This window comes from Haloferax sp. s1 (assembly GCF_058382125.1).
Genome location: NZ_JBZRPK010000692.1, coordinates 1 through 16,375, shown reverse-complemented (window position 1 = coordinate 16,375; position 16,375 = coordinate 1). Strand labels below are relative to the sequence as shown.

Below are 16,375 nucleotides of genomic sequence, written 5' to 3'. Positions count from 1 at the left end.
GGCGAAGAGAACCCGGATGAACTCGTCGCTGGAACGGACATCGAGATGTCGATGCAACCGTTCGGCATCGGACCGCGCCAGCGATGGACCTCACGCATCCTCGCGCGTGAAGCAAACGAGAAAACGGCGTGGTTCCGCGACGACATGGTCGATGGTCCGTTCCGGAACTGGGTACACACTCACCGATTCCGCGCCGACGGCGATGAGACGGTTCTCGAAGACCGCGTCAAGTATACACTTCCGTGCGGTCCGCTCGGTGACCTCGCGGGTGTGTTCGGCGGTCTCGGGCTCGAACCGATGTTCCGCGCACGCCATCGAGAGACAAAAGCATACCTCGAATGATAAAATCATACCTCGAATGACAAAAGCATACCTCTCAGAAATTACGTTGGCGTAGCGGTTCGACAGACCAGAACGGTCAGTCGTCGCTGAGTGAGAACCGAGGTTCGACCTCGGAGCGGACACCGCCGATATCGAACTCGAAGCGCGCACCGCCGAGGTCCGATTCGGGTTCGGTGACCTCGATGTCCCAGCCGTGAGCCTCGACGATACTCTCGACGATAGAGAGACCGAACCCAGTCCCGAATTTAGAGGTCGTGTGTCCGTGTTCGAAGACGGTTTCGCGTTTGTCCGCCGGGATACCAGGGCCGTTATCAGCAACGTAAAAGCCTGACTGCGTCGGGCCGACACGGACGACGAGTTTGTCGTCTTCACTGGTGGACCGATGACCGTCTGCCGAACCGTTTTCGAGAGTAATTCCGGATGGTGCGTGGTCTTCCGCCGAACCGTTCTTAGCGGCGTCATCGGATGGAGTCTGGTCTGGTGTGCCGTGCTCAACAGCGTTCCGAAACAGGTTCTCGAACGCCTGCTGGAATCGCCCCTGGTCGGCTTGCGTCATCCCGAGACCATCTTCGACGACGAGAACCGCGTTGTCTCCAGTATCGACTGCTTTCCACGCCTGTTCGGCGACATCCTCAATCACGACCGAGTTCGTCTCACCGACCTTTCGACCCTGTCTCGCGAGCGAAAGCACGTCGTTGAGGAGTGTCTCCATGCGGGAGATTCCATCCAGTGCTCGGTCGAGGTAGGTCACGTCGTCTTCTTCGCGGGCGAGTTCGGCAAATCCCTTTGCGACGTTGAGCGGGTTTCGAAGGTCGTGCGAGACGACGGAAGCGAACTCGTCGAGTCGGTCGTTCTGTCGGCGTAGTTCGCGCTCTCTGCGCTGTCGGGCGAGCGTGTGCGTGATGTTGTTCGCGACCGACCGCAGGAGGTCGACCTCGGTGTCCGTCCACGACCGGTTCGTTTCGACGACGTCGAAGAGGACGAAGCCGACGAAGGACCACTTCGAGACCATCGGTGCGGCGACGAACCCACCGGTTTCGGTGCCGGTGAGCAGTTGCTTCGTGTTCGACGCATCCGGTGGAAGGTCCGAAACACAGTGAAGGGGCACGTTCTCGAAGCGGTGAAGTCGCTTGAGTAGCCAACTGGCGTCTTCAAGCGAAATGCGCTCCGGGTGGCCGGTGTCACAGTCACTATACCAATTGTGCACACAGGCGGCGACGTTCGTCTCGTCGTTGTAGAGGTAGACCGAGCAGCGGTCGAGGTCGGCAACCTCGCTGACCGTCTGGAGCGTCCACTCTATTTTCGTGCCGATTTCGTCGGCTTCAGCACTCATCAGTGACGTGGAGGTGTCCAAGACAGCGTCTTTCAGTCGCGTTTCGTAGCGGAGTCGATTGCGGCGGCGACGACGCTCAGTTACGTCCTGGAGCGTACCGATGACAGCCGATTCGTCGTCTTCGGTGGGACGGAGCGCGAGGTGCCCCTCGCACAGTAGTTCGTCGTCGTGTGGGTATGCCGGGCCAGACGAGAGAACAGCCTCGAATCGTTCGGTATCCGGTTTGTCGGGGTCGACAACCTTCACAAACGCGTCGCGGATTTCGTCTCCCGAGTCCGCAGCGAGGTCGGCGAAATGCTGACCGAGAATGTCCTCTCGTTCGTAGCCGGTGAGACCACAGAACACCCCGTCAGCAGACGTAAACCGTCCCTCGCTGTCGAGCGAGTAGACGCCGCTGTCGAGGACTTCGATTGCGGTTCCGTACCGCTCGGATGCCGCCTTCGCACGGTACTGTGAGACGGCGTTGACTACGCGGTTGGCGAGTACGGTGTACTGGTCAGTTCCCGTATCCTTCTGCATGTAGTCGGTGGCCCCGACGCGGAAGGCATCACGAGCGACTTCCTCGGAGCCTTTGCCGGTGAAGAGAATGAAAGGGAGGTCGGGGTGTTCGGCCCGAACCGCTCGGAGGAATTCCAGTCCGTCGATGTCCGGCATGTCGTAGTCCGAGACGACACAATCGATCCGTTCTTGACGGATTCGTTTGAGTGCGTCTGCACCCGAGTTCGATGTCGACACCGAGAGGTCCACGTCGCCCGCCTCACGCTCCAGATAAATCGAAACGAGGTCCGTGAGACTCGGTTCGTCGTCAACGTGGAGGACGCGAACGTCTACTCCCGACCCGTCGTCCATACCGACTAGCCTCTACTCATCCTAATGAGCGTTGTGACGTAGTTATCAATCTCGATAACAAATAGAATAAAACACGGGTGAAGTGGCATTTCTGGGCAATGAAACAGTTATCTAATTTGTCAAAATTGGGCGTGAGAGATTACGACGCCGTAATATAGATTCCAAAGAGGACGACGGCTCCACCGAGAACTGTCGGAAGTGTCGGAATCTCAGTAAGGAGAAATAGTGCAAGAATCGTACTTCCGACAGGTTCGCCAAGTAGCGACACGGAGACGACGCTCGATTCGAGGTGTGCAAGCGCCCAGTTGATAACAGTGTGTCCAAAAATACCCGGACCGAGCGCCATCCCGAGGAACAAGAGCCACTCACGGAGAGGATATCCTGCGAGTGGGTCGCCACGGGCGAGTGTCACTGCGAGAAGTGTAACCGCGCAAACGCTGTAGACGACGACCACGTATGGAACGAGTGCGACTCGACTGCGGACGCTTCGACCGGTAAGGACGTACGCGGCCGCTGTCACGGCACCGACGACGGCGAGCCCATTGCCGAGAAGCGGCCGTGGCGCACTGCTCGGAGCGAGGAGGTCGGAAACGGACATCAACACCATTCCGGCAAGGGCGACTCCGATACCAATGGTCGTTCGTCGACTCACGCGCTCGTCAAGGAACGCCCACGCGCCGACCGCGACAAAGAGCGGTTGCGCCTGCACCAGCGTCACGCTCGCGGCGACTGTCGTATGGTTCAGGCTCTCGAACCACGACGCGAAATGAGCCGCGAGGGCGACGCCCGCACCACTCGCAGCAGCGAGGTCACGGTGCGAAATCGTCGCCAGTACGCCACGATGACGGATGAGTGCGACTGGTGCGAGAAGGGCGATGGTGAACACGACGCGGTAGAACGCCTTTACGAGACTCGGTGCGGTACTCCATCTGACGAGGATTGCGCTCGTACTAATCGCGAGTATCGCAACGCCGAGACCGGCGAAGGGGGAGATTGGACCGTCGAATTCGGACGTGGTCACACACCGCACGATGGGAAGTGGCGGCTTACCGCTTGCGGCTTGGGCGTCGACTCCGGTGGCGTGCCCGTCGTTACTAGGGTCATGTTCGTGAAGACGGATGTCGTATCATGAAGACGAGTGTCGCATCCATGAAGACGGATGTCGTATGCGTGAAGACAGATGTCGTATGCATGAAGACAGATGTCGTATGCGTGAAGACACCGTTGTATGCGTGAAAAAGTCTGAAAATAGGTCGTCGCTGGAGCTGCCTACTTCGCGTCCGCAGGCGTGTCGAAGTCGTGGAAGTGTTCACCTTTCTCCTTCGTCAGAACGTTGAGTGCGGCGGCCGCGCCGTCACCTGCTGAGATGATGGCCTGCCACTCCTCGGCGCGGACCATCGCACCCGTCGCGTACACGTCCTCGACGCTCGTCTCCATCGTCACGTCGACATCGACGGTCCCCTCGTCCGTGAAGTCACAGCCGAGTGCCTCCGCGAGGTCGCGGTTCGCGCCCGTCGCAAGGACGACGTAGTCTGCCTCGTAGTCTGACCCGTCCGCCGTGACGACGAACCCGTTTCCGGACTGTTCGACTGCGGTCACTTCCGCCTCGTGGAGTTCCGCACCGAAGCCTTCGACTTGCTCGCGGGCGTCTTCGACGAACTCGGTACCATCCTTCGACTCGATACCGAGGTAGTTGAACAGGTGCGCCTTGTGAAGCCACGTTTCGTCCGTGTCGAACACATCCACGTCGAGACCGTTCTTCGCAGTGAACAGTGCTGCGGAGAGTCCTGCGGCGCCACCACCGACGACGATTACGTGTGCCATGTCAGTACATGACGCTTCGCAAATAGTTGAGGATTTGGGCCGCCGACATTCGTGTACGCGACCTGCGGAATAGCCACCACCTCCCTACCGCTTCGTGCCCGAATCAGCGCCTTCGGATTGTCGAACGAGATGACCGAATCGGCGTCGAACTCCACTTCGAACAACGCCTTTGCCTCCGCGGATGACTCGCGGAACCGACGTTCGAGTTCCGCCCGGTCGTCGGGTTCGACGCCAGTTCGTTCAGTCCACGCATCGAAGTCGAGCGTGATTGTTGCTCGTTCGACTGCCTCGACCTCGAACCCAGCGACCTCGAACCATTCGCGCCACTTCGAGACGGGATACAGTTCGACGTGCGTCGGGTCGCGGAGGACTTCGATGCCATTGAGGAAGTCCGCGAGTGCAGTGTCTTCAGGCGCGACGTTGTCTTCGAACGCGAGGACGCCACCCGGTTCGAGAACCCGTGCAGCCTCGGCGACGAACGCTTCCGGGTCAGGGAAGTGGTGCGCGGCGACACGGCAGGCGACGGCGTCGAACGAGTCATCCACGAACGGCACTCGCTCGGCGTCAGCGACGACTCCAGAGACGGGGTACTCGCGGACTGCGGTAGCGACCATCTCGGGAGCAGCGTCGGTGGCGATAACGGTCGGAACGCCAGCCTCGGCTATCGCCCCCGCCGTGTGACCGGCACCCGTCGCGATGTCGAGGGCTCGCGTCGCACCGCGACACCACTCGGCCAGTGTCTTTCGGTCCGTTCCGAGTCGGTGGACCTCGCTCTCGAAGTACGATTCGGCGGCGCTCCCGAAGTGAGCCGCAGTGTGACGTTTCTCGTCGCTCATGACTGAAAATTGACTCAGCCTGATAAAAGACGCGCGTGGTGACAGTTGGTTTATGTTCCGTTCCGTTGCTGCCGGGAGACGCTACGGCGTGACCGTCGATGCAGGCTTACTCGGCGTCCACGTCTCGGCGACGGTGGCTACGTATTCGGGTTAGGCGTCCACGTACTCAGGACGCTCGGCGTACGGAATCGGGTCGCGTTCGCCGAGGTTCTGGAACGCCTGCAGGCGGAACGCACAGGAGTCGCAGGTGCCGCAAGCGGGTTCTTCGGCGCGGTAGCACGACCACGTGTGCTCGAAGGGAACGCCGAGTTCGAGACCGCGGCGGGCGATATCTGTCTTCGCATCGTGGACGAAGGGCACTTCGAGCGAGATGTGCGTGTCGGGTTTCGTGCCGACATCGACCATCGTCTCGAACGCATCGAAAAACTCGGGACGACAATCCGGATAGCCCGAGTAGTCCTCGGAGTGTGCGCCGACGAAAACAGCGTCACAGTCGTTGGCTTCGGCGTAGGAGACGGCCATCGACAGGAGGTTCGCGTTCCGGAATGGGACGTAGGAGGTGGGGACTTCGTCGGACTCCATGTCGGCGTCTTCGACCGCCATCGAGTCGTCGGTGAGGGACGACGCGCCGATTTGTTTCAGGTGACTCGTCTCGATGTGAAGGAAGTCGTTGGCGTCGAGTTCGTCTGCAAGCGCACGAGCGCACTCGTACTCCTTCGATTCGGTTTTCTGCCCGTACGAGGTGTGGAGCGCGTAAATATCGTATCCGCGTTCCTTGGCTTCGTAGGCGGTCGTCGCGCTGTCCATGCCGCCGGAAAGGAGGACGACGGCGCGTTTCTCGTCGGTGTGAGTGTTATCAGTCATTCTCGTCGGTGTGGGTGTTGTCAGTCATGTGTGTGGCGTGTTCAAAACCCAGTTTTCAGTAACTCCGTTCGCGGGCGATTCACGTCTCAGGGGCGTCGTTCCAGAGGTCGACGTGGAGGCGCGGCGTGTAGCGGTAGCCGAATTCCGCTGCGAGGTCGGCAACTTCGGTTCGGGTGCGGGCGAGTGCCTCTCGGGTTTGCCCCTCTGGCATGAGAAGTACGTCGCTATCCCGGACTTCACGGGTGGTGACGCCGCGTACGTCCTCGACGAGCGCTTCGATTTCGGGGAGGTCATCACGGCCAGTGACGACGAATTTGAGTTGGAAGTCGTCGGCGTGGTCGACCAGCGAGGCGAGCGAGTCGAGGTTGACACGAGTTGCTTCGTGTTTTTCCGTCCAGACGCCGGGGTCGGTGTCGTCCGGAGCGTTCTCGGGTGTCGGCGTCGACGACGCGAGTTTGGGGCTGATACTCGCCAAATCGACTGGTGCGTCGGTTTCGAGTGTTCCGTTCGTCTCGACGGTGAGATGGTACTCGCCGGCGAGCGCCGACAGAAGCGACGTGGTCTCGTCGTGGATAAGCGGCTCGCCACCGGTGACGACGACGTGGTTCGGGTCGAGCGCGTCGACTTCGGCGACGATTTCCTCGACGCTCATCCACGCGTGTGTCGGTTCCCACGAGGTGTGGTACGAGTCGCAGAACCAACAGCGGAGGTTGCACCCGCTCGTCCGAACGAACGTACTCGGAACGCCAGCGAGTTTCCCTTCGCCCTGAAGCGACGCAAACAGTTCGTTGATGGGAAGTCGCTTACCGTCTGCATCCGTGTCGGGTCGGTCGACGGAATGAGAGACGGGCATTAGAAGCCAGCGCAGAGTTCGGATGTCTCGCTGATTTCGACGGAAACCGTCGAAACGGTGTCTGGAAGCGCCGACAGAAGTTTCTCTTCGAGGATAACAGCCATTACTTCAGCCGTCGGCGGCGAATCGAGGACGACCATCCCGTCGGCGTCGCCGGACCGTTCGAACGCATCGACAAGCGGGTCACCGTCCTCGACGAGGAAGCGGTGGTCCCACTCGTCGATGATGTCAGTCACGACTCCTTTGTCGACGACCCAACCTTCGTCGGTGAGTTCACCGACGATACGGACGGCTATTTCGTAGTTATGGCCGTGTGGCCGACTACACTTGCCGTCGTGGTGGAGGAGGCGGTGGCCGGCGCTAATTCTAATCGGCCGGTCGCGACCGATGTGGAGGACGCGCTCACCTGCCCGGGACAGCGGGGTCTCGGCGTCTCCATCCGCCTGTTGTGTTTCACTAAGTGTTCCCCGAGGCATATCACAAGATTATCACGAGACTATTTAATACTCTTGTCTCAACTCCGCCGTGCGTATCTAGCCTACAAGTTAGACATAACGACAGGTAGGATAATGATTCTGTCGGAGAAATGACCCGTTAAAGGCAGTGTTGTTGAATGTTGTCGAAAGTGATTGTGTTGTTTCAGTTCGACTACGGGTGTGCGGCTATCGCCTCCCGCCACGAGTCCGGAACACGAGTTGGGCGGCCGGCCTCGTCCATGGCGACCTGAACCGTCTCGCCGGTGGCGACGACTTCGCCCTCGTAGGAGATTTCGTAGTAGGGTGGTAAGCTTTTCCCGCCGATTTCGCCGGCTTCGACTTTGACCTCAGCGGTTCCGACACCCTCGATGGGCGCGCGATAGTCGAGTTCGAGGTGAGCAACGACGATATGGGGGTCCGACAGCGGGACGCCCATTACTTTCTCAAAATACCCAACGCGGGCCTGTTCACAGTACGTCGCGTAGACGGCGTTGTTCACGTGCCCGAACGAATCGTGGTCACGAAAGCGAACTTCAACTTCGGTGACGAAGCTCATTGGACTGCGGGACACGGGCAAACGGTATAGCATCGGCGGTTCGTCGTGCGGTGAAAAGCGAGCGACCTGTGTAGATGGGGAACCGCTTCCAGCGAGGCTCAGTTGGCCGTCGTGGCAGAGGAGTCGGGAGGAGAGACGCGTCGGCCGTGGAGTGCAACTGCCTTCCAGACATTCGAGCGCGAGCCAGCACGAACCATCTCGATTGGGACGCGGGCACCCACAGGAAGCGATGCCGACGTGTTGCGGATGCGTGTGGACTCGTACGCGACGAGGTGTCGTGTCTCCTTGGTCTCGTGTAACTCGACAGTCATCGTCCAATGGTCGTTCATTTCGACACGGATGTCCACCAATACCGGTGCAGAAGCGAGGGTCGTCATCAGCGATAGATTCGAACTCGCCCGCCATAAGCCGTTATAATACTGATATCGCCGGATATGGTATCTACATACTAGACATGACGACACCCCATTACGGGGGAGTCACCAACATTCGTTCACAGGAGAGTCACCAACATTCGTACTTAAAATACATTCGCAGGCGGCGTCAGAAAGGAGTGCGCTCTCCCCGATTTGAACTCACTCGCAACGCTTCGCGTTGCTCGCTGCTCAAACCGGATCGAGACGGACGTTTCACTGCTCACGTTGTTCGCAGGAAAAGTCCGCTCTCCCCGATTTGAACTCAGTCAGACGACGCGTTCACTTCGTTCACGCGCTGCGACTGACTTGCTCAAACGGCTCGACCGGATTTGCAAGCAAATCCGCTCTCCCCGATTTGAACGGGGGACAAGCCGATCTACAGTCGGCTGCTCTGCCAGGCTGAGCTAAGAGCGGTCAAGAGAATCTGAGTCTACGATTGGACTTAACAATTCTCATTCGAGACGAGAAGCGCCCGACAGAAGTCCGATAGATGACGAGACGAGTTAGTCGTCGAGACGGGGGATGAAGGGACGGAGACGACCCGTCGAGACTGTCACTCGGTTAGCTCGGTCTCCGGAGAGTCCGAACCCGACCCGTCTGAATCGGGCGAGTCATCGTCATCACTCAGGTGTTTGGTCGACTCACGGTCGTCCGAACTGGTTTCGCGGACGCGAATCCCTTTGCCCGCGAGGTGCTGCATCTGCCGCTGTGCGAAGTCCTCCTCGCTCGTTCCGCGAGTGGCGAGCACGTACATGAGTGCGCTCCCGGCGGGTCGCATGGTCCGACCCGCGCGTTGGGAACCCTGCCGACGAGAACCACCGAGTCCGGAGGCGACGATGGCGAGTTCGGCGTTCGGGAGGTCGATTCCCTCGTCGCCGATACGGGAGATGACGAGCGTGTCCAAGTCGCCGTCGCGGAAGGCTTCGAAGTACGCCTCTCGGCGGTGGTGTCTCGTCTCACCGCTGACGAACGGCACGTCAAGTGCCTCGGAAATTTCCTTACCTTGATCGAGGTAGTCGACGAAGACGAGTGTCTTCGAATCGGCGTGGCGGGCGCGGAGTCGACGAATCTCGAATATCTTCCCGGGATTCATCGCGGCGAGCATGTGGCGTTCGCGCCCGTCGCTAGCTGCCCACTCGTTGCGCGCCATGTCGTCTCCCCAGCCAACATAGCGAATCTCGACTTCCGGCTCCTGAACGTAGCCCGCGTCGAAGAGTTTGCCCCAATCGGTCCCGATTGGCGGGCCGATAAGCGTGAAGATCTCGGCTTCTTTGTCGTCCTCGCGGATAGGGGTCGCAGAGAGGCCGAGGCGGTGTTTGGACTGGAGGTTGGCACTTCGCTGGAAGACGCGACTTGGGATGTGGTGGGCCTCGTCGTAGATGATGAGCCCCCAGCGACGCGAGTCGAATAGCGAGCGATGGCGGTCCATCCCGGCAGTCTGGTAGGTTGCGATGGTTACGGGTCGTATCTCTTTGGAGCCACCGTGGTACTCGCCGATTTGGTCGGCAGAGAGGTCGGTCGTCGAGCGCAATTCCTCGCGCCACTGTCGAGCGAGTTCGCGACTGGGAACGAGAATCAGGGTCTCACCGCCGACAGCACCGAGCGCGCCGATTCCTGCAATCGTTTTCCCCGCTCCCGGTGGACCGACGAGAACGCCTGCACGCTGGTCGAGGAAGCGGTCAACCCAGTCTTGTTGATAGTCGCGGAGAGTGACGCGAAGCGAGACGTCGAGTTCCTCGCCGTCCTCGAGGTCTCGGTCGTCTTCGACCGGGTACCCTGCGTCGTAGAGGATGCGTTTGATAGCCGCGATTTCCTCGTCTCTGACCCACGACTCGGTATCGGAGATAGGTGCGTAGACCTGATTCTCATCGAGTTTCTGAAGCGCGACGTTGCCCATCAGGCTCTCGGTGGCGGCTTCGAGGACGGTGTATCCCTCCTCGTGAGAGTAGAGGCGGAACTGATGAGCGCGCTTCCATTGGTCTTCGACCCACGATTCGAGATGTGGCGACCGTTCGGGGAGGACAGACCGAAGCATCGCAAGGAGGTCCTGTACATCGTCGAACGGTGCCTGCCACACGTCCTCTTGACGGATTCGGTAGAGATACCCTCGGCCTCTCCCTTCGCGGTCACCGGTGGTGTCGGCGAGGTGAGCGAACTGCGAGAGTTGTGCTCGTGTGTACTGCGTCGGGTTGTCGACGATGATTTCCCTGCGCTTCGGGAAGAGAACGACTCGTTCGCGCGATGCGAGTCGTCCCCACTCGGTTGGATACCAGACGAGCGGGTCAGTCTCGACGTTCACTTTCTGGACCCGACCAGCGTCGACAAGTTCATCGAGTCCCTCCATTGCATCCGCCTGTGTCACGTCGAGGCGACGAGCAACCTGTTGTGCGGTCACGACCGGTCGTCCCTCCGCTTCGAGGGCTTCGTAGAACGAGGCGAGAGAGACGCCATCAGCCGGTTGGCTGTCGTCTGGTACCGAGGCGTTGGTTACGTCGGCGAGGCGGTCGAGTACGTCACCAGTGGTAGAGTACGACGGTTCGAGGGTAGAATTAGACGGGTCGGCGATATCGTTTGATGGCTCAGTAGTGGAACCCGACGGTTCAGTAGTGGAACCCGACGGTTCAGTAGTAGAATCCGATGGCTCGGAGACAGTACCCGAGGTATCTGACTCGTCTGGGGGTATCTCTCGGTCCTCGTCCTCAGCTGTCATCGAATCCGAATACGGACGCAACGGGGAAACGGCTTGCGACACAGGGAACCGTACGAGAAACTAGTGTGTGACGAAACCAGAGAAGCATCGAGGGAAGAGACAATAAACCAGAGAAGCATCGAGGGAAGAGACAATAAACCAGAGAAGCATCGGAAGAAGAGGCAGCGTATGACAGCGCAGAGTGTGCGGCAAAGTGCAGGGCGTGTCTGACAGAACGTAGAAAGTGCTGGGTTCGCTGGATTCACCGAGACGTACTCGACTGGGCGGGAGCCATTTGGTCGAAGACAGATCGGAGGCTGTCGTCGATGGTGAGGAACTCGGGGAACTCTTCGAGCGTTCGGAGTCCATCGAGGTAGACGTACTCGACTGGTTCGGGGGGTATCTCTTCGAACACCTGTACGGGTCCGTGGTCGGTCAAACCGATGAACGGGCGACCATCACGGTCCGTCTGGGGTGTCAGTTTGTGTTCGAGATAGAGCGTTGCCATGGCGAGCGCGCTCGCCAATGGCACTTGTCCGGGCGTCAGTTGCCACGTGACATCTCGGGATTCGTACTGGACAGTCGTGACGTACCCGTCGTCGAAGCGAAAGCAGTCGACGATTTCTCCGGGGCGAGACCACCGCGTCTCTACCTGGCGTGACCACTCGAGAGACCACTCTTCCTGCCCGTCTCCTATCGGTATTGCCTTGCGAAGACGCACCCACACACGACCGAGTGCATGCATGAATAACCGGTTCGTTCTCGGTGGTAATTGCATTGACGCCAACTGAACGACACAGTCTGTCTCACTGGAGAGTCACGATTGCACGGTAGTCGGTTACACACCTCGTTTCCGGTGAATTGTTGGGGGAAGGCCTGTCCAGTGTTAGAGATGAGTCGGCAGAACTGCAGTCGCTTTTCGTCGCACTCTATCGAGAACGAACTGAACCTGCTTGTGGTGCTTCTCGTGATGCGTCACGTGATGCTTTCTTCGACACCTCGCTTCCGGTGAATCGAGAGAATGACAGAGACAGGCAGAGACACCACGTTTCCGGTGAATTGGAACAAAAGTTGTATGTAGAATATTCGGTGATGGCGGGGAGGAGATACTGTGTTGACACGATAACTCACACGATAGCCCTAGTTGAATACGTACAGTTGTGAGGGGGAACGTTGTAGCGCTGACAGACACCGGGTTTCCGGTGAAACGGAGAGAAAGGGAAGGGAGTGGTCGTTGCGGATTACCGTGTGAGCGAGGATACAGACACACCGGGTTTCCGGTGAACGGGTAATGGGTACCAGACGGTCCGAGAGTATCGAGAAGTCGGGTTCAAGGGATATACTAGACGTTACCCGAGTGAACCGGACGGCCGAATCGGTCCACTTATAACCCGCACACCAGGTTTCCGGTGAAACATCGTTTTGTAGGTGGTTTAACCCGTGAAAACAGGGGTCGACCGAATACAGGAGAACACACCGGATTTCCGGTGGAGTGTCAGCGGTTCTTGCAGTTTTTGAGACCGTATTTGTTCTGTTTGTGCTGTGCGTCGGTTCTGTCGTTCAGGCCCTATTTTCGCTGTGTATAGAAATCATTAAATAGTTTATTTGTGTTACCGACCATTGATACACTCGTATACAAGAAACTACTCGATACTCGAGTAGTGTTCGAGTCGAATTTGTCGTTTGTTATTAGCTGGAACGGCTACTTCTCGGCCCGGTTATAGCGTCCAAGTAACTCCAAGTGATGCCAAGTGCCACCAAGCAGTATTGGGTAGTTCCGAGTGGTACCGAGTGGTGCTAACCGATGCCAAGCAACGCCAAGCGACGTTATCCAATTCGAATCGGCTCTAAGGAACCAGCATGGGTTAACTGGAGAATTACCGCGTAGTGGACCGCGAGCATTCTTCGACGCGGTGTCCGTCCGTCCCTAAACTGCGTCCAACGCCGTCTCTCACAGGGCCATTTCTCATCTCCACTTCTCCCATCTTGTGACTCGGCGGAGTCGACGCTAGAAGATATTTTCCGACCTTCTAGCACCGCGTTGCTTGCTAGTACGGCCGTACACGACTCTTGTAGTTTGCTCATAGCGTCAGTGAGGGTCCCCCACACCGTGTTTCCGGTGAACTAATACCTTCGTTTCGTGTGGACGGGAAACGGAGGTTCGTGGGTGTTCACCGGAAATGTGGTGTGTGTGTGTGCTGCGTCGAATGGTAAGTCCTTTCACCGGAAACGTGGTGTGTTGCGAACATGCCTAACGCCAGCGACGACCTCTTCACCCGAGAGGACCCTATCTTCGCCAACAAGGAGTTGTTGGAGATTAACCATCTCCCGGGTGAGGGTCGCATCGTCGGTCGCGACGACGAAATTTCGAGCCTCGCGACGGCGGTGAATCCAGCTATCTTCGGACAGAGCCCGAGTAACGTTCTCATCTACGGGAAGACGGGAACCGGAAAGTCGCTCTGTGCCAAGTACGTCTCACAGCGCCTCGTCGATACGGCCGAAGAGGAAGGCGTGAAAGCGACGTTCGCATACGTCGATTGCGCACAGGATACCACCGAAACACAGGCGGTCCAGACGATTGCCGACAGCGTCAACGACACTGCCATTACAGGCATCAAAGTTCCAGATAAGGGACTTTCGACCTCGACGTACTACAAGCGACTTTGGCGTATCCTCGATTCACTCTACGACGTTGTTCTCATCATCCTTGACGAGATTGACAAGTTGAGCGACGACGACATTCTCATGCAACTATCGCGGGCTGGCGAGGCCGGAAAAATCGCTGGCTGTAAACTCGGCGTCATCGGCATCAGTAACAAGATTCAGTACAAAGACCGAATGGACGAGCGCGTAAAGTCCAGTCTCTGCGAACGTGAGTTCGTCTTCCCGCCGTACGACGCAAATCAGCTCCGGGACATCATGGATGCACGGAGCGACGCCTTCCGTGATGATGTCTTGGACCCGTCGACGATTCCCCGTGCTGCTGCACTCGCTGCTCGCGAACACGGTGACGCGCGAAAGGCAATCGACATTCTGCGTTACGCGGGCGAAATCGCACAGTCGATGGGAGCGAGTACAGTCAAAGAGAATTTCGTCACGCAAGCGCGCCAGCGTGCAGAGACTGACCGATTCCGTGAACTCATCCGTGGGTCGACGCCACACTCCCGGTACGTGCTTCAGGCTCTTGCTATTCTTTCATTGTCCAACCAGCAACAAGACGGTTTCCGGACGAGTCGTGTGTACGAAGTCTACGAGAACATCTGTCGACAACAAGGCTCAGATAGCCTGTCACTTCGACGGGTCCGAGATCTCCTAAAAGAACACGCATTCCTCGATATCATCGAGCAGTCCAAACACAGCGGTGGCAGCGCTGAAGGAAGTTACACGAAACACCAACTTCTGGAAGACCCGGATGTAGTAAAAGACGTCCTCACAGAAAACACGGACTAGGGGCAGGGGCTTCGACCGGGTGTCGAGGGCCGAATTGTATACGGGGGACACTGCACCGCTGCACCTGTTGTTCTGCAGGACGTCAACTTATAATTTGTTGCGGTATTTTGTGACTGTAATAATCGCGTGTGACCGACCCAGTCACTACTTTGGAACTACTATAGCCCCCACACTGAGCAGGTCGGGTGGAATGTTACTCCATCATGCCTGTCGATTGTACTTCGTCGATGGGAGTGGACGCGAAGTGGATTGACTCGTATAACTCTTCGACCCATGAGATGACTTCGGGTTCGTCGCCGTCGACGAGCGCGACCATATTGTTGTGTTCGTCGTACGCTGCGACGACGCCGTGACCGTCGACGAGGAGGAGACCGAACTCCAAGTCTTCATCGGTGATTCGAAGTTCGAACTGGTCGAGGTCCCGTGCACGTTCGAACGCCTCGGGATACGCGGTCCTTGACCGTTCGAGGACGCTTTGATCGACAATAAGCTCCATTTGCGTGTGCTCGCCCAACACTGCCTCTGCGGATTCATTGAATACTCGACTCACGATGGGCGCCACACCACGAAATTGGTCGACTGGTTCGTCCCCGAGTACAGTGAGATATCGGTTGAGTGGTGCGTGCGGGTCGTTACTCACGGCGGTCGTGATGTTCATCTGGTCGAGGACGCTCGAAGGGATGTCGTCGGATGCGGAACCCGCGTTCGTCAGGAATTCACGCATTCGCTCTGCCCGCTCGACGGTCGTACGAAGCTCCTGGTATCGGTCGTAAACCATCTCTCCACCGGGGGTAAGTCGGTACAAGCCGTCTGCTTTCTCGACCCATCCCCGGTCACAAAACCCTGCAAGTGTTCGTTGTGCTGTCTCTCGAGCACAGTCACAGATGTTTGCGAGGTCCGTTGGACGACGTGGTTCTACCGCTAGTGTTCGTAAAATCGCTTCTCGACTCTCGGATCCAACGAGAAATGCCACGTCCTCCCGCGTGTTCATATACGGTCGTTCGACTGTTCGACATTTCACGTTTGCGGGCATCCACACACGCGATAGAAGAAACAGAAATTCTGAGAGCGTCTATCCGAGAAGCCCGAGTGCGTCGATACGCTCGACGATTTCCTCGACAGCGGTTTCTGCGTCGTCGGTACGCTTGCCACCGGTGATGACGATTTTACCGGAGCCGAACAGGAGAATAACGACCTTTGGCTCGTCCATCCGGTAGACGAGACCGGGGAACTGTTCAGGCTCGTACTCAACGTCCTCGAGGCCGAGTCCGATTGCGAGTGCGTTCAGGTTCAGATTGTGTCCTAAGTCGGCGCTGGAGACGATATTCTGGACCGTGATCTCCGGTTCGTCGTCGACGGGGATCTGTAGCTCACGAAGTTTGTCGAAAATTATCTCGAGTGCGTCGTGCACGTCGTCGATGCTCTTTGCGCCCGTGCACACGATCTTTCCGGAACGGAAGATGAGCGCTGCAGCCTTCGGGTCCTGTGTGCGATAGACGAGACCTGGGAAGTTATCGGGGTTGAAATCCGCACCGGGGAGGTCGTCCGCGAGGGCTTCGAGGTCGAGCTCTTGACCGATCCCGGTCGATGCGACTACGTTTTGAATCTCGATGGAGTCTGTCGGCCCACTCATTGCTCGCACGTGAATCATACCTCTGTCCTTATAAAGCGACCCGTTATAAACGGACTTCAACCGAGCCTACTGTTCTATCTACATGCGTGCGCGAAACTAATACATTGATTTCGTACGGCTATGTATTGATGTCACGCAAAATCGAGCGTGAAGTTATGACATTACTCGTGTCTATTTTTATCATGGAGCTACTAAATCAACGGCCTTAAATGTAACCGTGGCATTGGAAGTAATGTGAAGAAGCGCACGGGGGC

Annotated in this window: 15 protein-coding genes and 1 tRNA gene; 2 read left to right on the top strand and 14 right to left on the bottom strand. The window is 58.0% G+C overall.

Features of this window, described 5'->3' with window-relative positions:
• The coding region (locus QT222_RS18145) for an SRPBCC family protein (RefSeq protein WP_491477980.1) at positions 1-342 on the top strand (342 nt) is incomplete at its 5' end.
• Between the two features lie 76 nt (positions 343-418).
• Here QT222_RS18145 and QT222_RS18140 read toward each other — a convergent pair.
• The 12 genes from QT222_RS18140 to QT222_RS18085 all read right to left on the bottom strand — a co-directional run bounded on the left by QT222_RS18140 (position 419) and on the right by QT222_RS18085 (position 11,783).
• On the bottom strand, positions 419-2,524 hold the full coding sequence (locus QT222_RS18140; RefSeq protein WP_491477979.1) for a PAS domain-containing sensor histidine kinase: 2,106 nt from the start codon (positions 2,522-2,524) through the stop codon (positions 419-421).
• Between the two features lie 139 nt (positions 2,525-2,663).
• Positions 2,664-3,545, bottom strand: coding sequence for a DMT family transporter (locus tag QT222_RS18135; RefSeq protein WP_491477978.1), 882 nt, complete (start codon positions 3,543-3,545; stop codon positions 2,664-2,666).
• A 248-nt stretch (positions 3,546-3,793) separates the two neighbouring features.
• On the bottom strand, positions 3,794-4,348 hold the full coding sequence (locus tag QT222_RS18130) for an FAD-dependent oxidoreductase (protein WP_491477977.1): 555 nt from the start codon (positions 4,346-4,348) through the stop codon (positions 3,794-3,796).
• Positions 4,336-5,184 (bottom strand): class I SAM-dependent methyltransferase, encoded by an 849-nt coding sequence (locus QT222_RS18125; RefSeq protein ID WP_491477976.1) that lies wholly within the window; start codon positions 5,182-5,184, stop codon positions 4,336-4,338. The genes QT222_RS18130 and QT222_RS18125 overlap by 13 nt, the downstream gene beginning before the upstream one ends.
• 150 nt (positions 5,185-5,334) lie before the next feature.
• Positions 5,335-6,048: a 7-cyano-7-deazaguanine synthase QueC gene (gene queC, locus QT222_RS18120; protein ID WP_004056510.1), complete on the bottom strand. Its 714-nt coding sequence runs from the start codon at positions 6,046-6,048 to the stop codon at positions 5,335-5,337.
• A gap of 79 nt (positions 6,049-6,127) precedes the next feature.
• Positions 6,128-6,901 (bottom strand): 7-carboxy-7-deazaguanine synthase QueE, encoded by a 774-nt coding sequence (locus tag QT222_RS18115; RefSeq protein ID WP_491477975.1) that lies wholly within the window; start codon positions 6,899-6,901, stop codon positions 6,128-6,130.
• On the bottom strand, positions 6,901-7,377 hold the full coding sequence (locus QT222_RS18110; RefSeq protein WP_004056500.1) for a 6-pyruvoyl trahydropterin synthase family protein: 477 nt from the start codon (positions 7,375-7,377) through the stop codon (positions 6,901-6,903). Before QT222_RS18110 ends, QT222_RS18115 begins: the two co-directional genes overlap by 1 nt.
• Before the next feature lie 172 nt (positions 7,378-7,549).
• Positions 7,550-7,933, bottom strand: coding sequence for an acyl-CoA thioesterase (locus QT222_RS18105; protein ID WP_491477974.1), 384 nt, complete (start codon positions 7,931-7,933; stop codon positions 7,550-7,552).
• 98 nt (positions 7,934-8,031) lie between these two features.
• Positions 8,032-8,310: a DUF7999 family protein gene (locus QT222_RS18100; protein WP_491477973.1), complete on the bottom strand. Its 279-nt coding sequence runs from the start codon at positions 8,308-8,310 to the stop codon at positions 8,032-8,034.
• A 379-nt stretch (positions 8,311-8,689) separates the two neighbouring features.
• A tRNA-Tyr gene (locus QT222_RS18095) sits at positions 8,690-8,763 on the bottom strand.
• A 139-nt stretch (positions 8,764-8,902) separates the two neighbouring features.
• A complete protein-coding gene (locus tag QT222_RS18090; protein WP_491477972.1) occupies positions 8,903-11,059 on the bottom strand; it encodes a DEAD/DEAH box helicase family protein in 2,157 nt (718 codons plus the stop codon).
• A gap of 241 nt (positions 11,060-11,300) precedes the next feature.
• Entirely contained in the window at positions 11,301-11,783 is a 483-nt protein-coding gene (locus QT222_RS18085; RefSeq protein WP_004056491.1) for a hypothetical protein, read from the bottom strand.
• 1,502 nt (positions 11,784-13,285) lie between these two features.
• Here QT222_RS18085 and QT222_RS18080 point away from each other — a divergent pair.
• Positions 13,286-14,488 (top strand): Cdc6/Cdc18 family protein, encoded by a 1,203-nt coding sequence (locus tag QT222_RS18080; protein ID WP_004056489.1) that lies wholly within the window; start codon positions 13,286-13,288, stop codon positions 14,486-14,488.
• A 193-nt stretch (positions 14,489-14,681) separates the two neighbouring features.
• On the opposite strand, the gene QT222_RS18075 is transcribed toward QT222_RS18080, so the two are convergent.
• Both QT222_RS18075 and QT222_RS18070 read right to left on the bottom strand, forming a co-directional pair.
• Entirely contained in the window at positions 14,682-15,479 is a 798-nt protein-coding gene (locus QT222_RS18075; RefSeq protein WP_014732368.1) for a helix-turn-helix transcriptional regulator, read from the bottom strand.
• Positions 15,480-15,560: 81 nt separating this feature from the next.
• A complete protein-coding gene (locus QT222_RS18070; protein WP_491477981.1) occupies positions 15,561-16,121 on the bottom strand; it encodes a TATA-box-binding protein in 561 nt (186 codons plus the stop codon).
• Positions 16,122-16,375 lie beyond the last annotated feature (254 nt).

Excerpts from the sequence above, each read along its gene's own strand:
- QT222_RS18105 (WP_491477974.1), bottom strand. The coding sequence starts at position 7,933 with ATGAGCTTCGTCACCGAAGTTGAAGTTCGCTTTCGTGACCACGATTCG.
- QT222_RS18125 (WP_491477976.1), bottom strand. The coding sequence starts at position 5,184 with ATGAGCGACGAGAAACGTCACACTGCGGCTCACTTCGGGAGCGCCGCC.
- QT222_RS18110 (WP_004056500.1), bottom strand. The coding sequence starts at position 7,377 with ATGCCTCGGGGAACACTTAGTGAAACACAACAGGCGGATGGAGACGCC.
- QT222_RS18090 (WP_491477972.1), bottom strand. The coding sequence starts at position 11,059 with ATGACAGCTGAGGACGAGGACCGAGAGATACCCCCAGACGAGTCAGAT.
- QT222_RS18115 (WP_491477975.1), bottom strand. The coding sequence starts at position 6,901 with ATGCCCGTCTCTCATTCCGTCGACCGACCCGACACGGATGCAGACGGT.
- QT222_RS18080 (WP_004056489.1), top strand. The coding sequence starts at position 13,286 with ATGCCTAACGCCAGCGACGACCTCTTCACCCGAGAGGACCCTATCTTC.
- queC (WP_004056510.1), bottom strand. The coding sequence starts at position 6,048 with ATGACTGATAACACTCACACCGACGAGAAACGCGCCGTCGTCCTCCTT.
- QT222_RS18085 (WP_004056491.1), bottom strand. The coding sequence starts at position 11,783 with ATGCATGCACTCGGTCGTGTGTGGGTGCGTCTTCGCAAGGCAATACCG.
- QT222_RS18100 (WP_491477973.1), bottom strand. The coding sequence starts at position 8,310 with ATGACGACCCTCGCTTCTGCACCGGTATTGGTGGACATCCGTGTCGAA.
- QT222_RS18140 (WP_491477979.1), bottom strand. The coding sequence starts at position 2,524 with ATGGACGACGGGTCGGGAGTAGACGTTCGCGTCCTCCACGTTGACGAC.
- QT222_RS18070 (WP_491477981.1), bottom strand. The coding sequence starts at position 16,121 with ATGAGTGGGCCGACAGACTCCATCGAGATTCAAAACGTAGTCGCATCG.
- QT222_RS18130 (WP_491477977.1), bottom strand. The coding sequence starts at position 4,348 with ATGGCACACGTAATCGTCGTCGGTGGTGGCGCCGCAGGACTCTCCGCA.
- QT222_RS18075 (WP_014732368.1), bottom strand. The coding sequence starts at position 15,479 with ATGAACACGCGGGAGGACGTGGCATTTCTCGTTGGATCCGAGAGTCGA.